A 2,500-nucleotide genomic window follows, 5' to 3' on the forward strand; every position below is an offset into this window, starting at 1 on the left:
AGTTGGTTAGAGCACACGCTTGATAAGCGTGGGGTCGGTAGTTCAAGTCTACCCGGGCCCACCATTTGCATTTGCGAATGAGGGTTTGGGATGACGGAATGCCGTTGGGATCCTGACGCGAATTGTTGCCGAAACCTTGGATTGTTATGGTCTGAGGCGATCGAGCTGGATGGGGCTTTAGCTCAGCTGGGAGAGCACCTGCTTTGCAAGCAGGGGGTCATCGGTTCGATCCCGATAAGCTCCACCAAATCGATTGGTGTCGAGATATCGGCAATTGTCTTCTGAAGAAATAAAAGTTTGCACATCTCGAATGAGATTGTGCCTGTTCTGTCTGCATTGTGAAGAGAAGATATGTCTGGAAGCTTCCAGGTGTTTTGAACCATTGGTTCAAGGCGTCCGAGCCCAGTCTCAGTGAAACCTTGTGATGGCTTAGTCGGCCGGAATTGGTGGAGGGATTGGAGTAGGTAGGAAAGCTTGTCCTGAGGCATTTTTGTTGTTGGAACTTCGGTTCCTCTGATGAAGATGCTGGATTGATGTTGCCTGACCGCGCATCACCGGATGATATCTCGAGAAGCTGGTCTTAATGATNATGCTGGATTGATGTTGCCTGACCGCGCATCACCGGATGATATCTCGAGAAGCTGGTCTTAATGATACGGCCTCGAAGTGCACCGGCGTGCCTTCAAAGAGGACTGTATCGACACGTCGATGTCATCAAGAAATGACCTGATTGTAAAAGGTAATCGGGTTGTCGCTCCGAAAGGGACGACTATGGATGAGCATAGACAATGAGAACGAAGAAGTGAATTAAGGGCATTTGGTGGATGCCTTGGCATGCACAGGCGAAGAAGGACGTGATACGCTGCGATAAGCCGTGGGGAGCTGCGAATAAGCTTTGATCCATGGATTTCCGAATGGGGGAACCCACCTTAAATGCTTGGAGAATCTAAGTTGTGCTTCGGTACGGCTTAGGTTTCCAAGCATTGTAATAAGGTATCTGCATCTGAATACATAGGGTGTAAGAAGCGAACTCAGGGAACTGAAACATCTAAGTACCTGAAGGAAAGGACATCAACCGAGACTCCGTAAGTAGTGGCGAGCGAACGCGGACCAGGCCAGTGGCAATGAGGAATAAAGTGGAACACTTTGGAAAAGGTGGCCATAGCGGGTGATAGCCCCGTACACGTAGAACACTCATTGTCCTTGAGTAGGGCGGGACACGTGAAATCCTGTCTGAACATGGGGAGACCACTCTCCAAGCCTAAGTACTCGTGCATGACCGATAGCGAACAAGTACCGTGAGGGAAAGGTGAAAAGCACCCCGACGAGGGGAGTGAAATAGAACCTGAAACCGGATGCCTACAAGCAGTCGGAGCTCGAAAGAGTGACGGCGTACCTTTTGTATAATGGGTCAACGACTTAGTGTAGCAAGCAAGCTTAAGCCGGTAGGTGTAGGCGTAGCGAAAGCGAGTCTGAATAGGGCGTTTAGTTTGTTGCATTAGACCCGAAACCGAGTGATCTAGCCATGAGCAGGCTGAAGGTTGGGTAACACCAACTGGAGGGCCGAACCCATATCTGTTGCAATAGATTGGGATGACTTGTGGCTAGGGGTGAAAGGCCAATCAAACTCGGAAATAGCTGGTTCTCCGCGAAAACTATTTAGGTAGTGCGTCGATCGAATACCCTCGGGGGTAGAGCACTGGATGGGCTATGGGGACTCACCGTCTTACTGATCCTAACCAAACTCCGAATACCGAGGAGTACTAATCGGCAGACACACGGCGGGTGCTAACGTCCGTCGTGAAGAGGGCAACAACCCTGACCTCCAGCTAAGGTCCCCAAGTCATGGCTAAGTGGGAAAGGATGTGAGGATCCCAAAACAACCAGGATGTTGGCTTAGAAGCAGCCATCATTTAAAGAAAGCGTAACAGCTCACTGGTCTAAATAAGGGTCTTTGCGCCGAAAATGTAACGGGGCTAAAGCCATGCACCGAAGCTGAGGATAAGACAGTCGTAGTGGCTGTTTTGTGGTAGCGGAGCGTTCCGTAAGTCTGTGAAGGGGGACCCGTGAGGGCCCCTGGAGATATCGGAAGTGCGAATGTTGACATGAGTAACGATAAAGGGAGTGAGAGACTCCCTCGCCGAAAGACCAAGGGTTCCTGCTTAAAGTTAATCTGAGCAGGGTTAGCCGGCCCCTAAGACGAGGCGGACACGCGTAGTCGATGGGAACCACGTTAATATTCGTGGGCCTGGTGGTAGTGACGGATCTCGTGTGTTGTACATTCTTATTGGATTGAATGTGCGGCGAAGAGGTTCCAGGAAATAGCTCCACCGTATAGACCGTACCCGAAACCGACACAGGTGGTCAGGTAGAGTATACCAAGGCGCTTGAGAGAACTATGTTGAAGGAACTCGGCAAATTGCACGCGTAACTTCGGAAGAAGCGTGACCCCATGTTAGGCAACTAGTATGGGGTGGCACAGACCAGGGGGTAGCGACTG

The 2,500-nt window shown here is 50.7% G+C and carries 1 tRNA gene and 1 rRNA gene (1 of these 2 running past the window's edge); both read left to right on the forward strand.

The features are described from left to right. Positions 1-171: 171 nt before the first annotated feature. A tRNA-Ala gene (locus CPJ18_RS21425) sits at positions 172-247 on the forward strand. A 549-nt stretch (positions 248-796) separates the two neighbouring features. After that, positions 797-2,500, forward strand: a 23S ribosomal RNA gene (locus tag CPJ18_RS21430) (it continues 1,103 nt past the right edge of the window).

This window comes from Agrobacterium rosae, assembly GCF_002915175.1.
GTDB lineage: Bacteria > Pseudomonadota > Alphaproteobacteria > Rhizobiales > Rhizobiaceae > Agrobacterium > Agrobacterium rosae.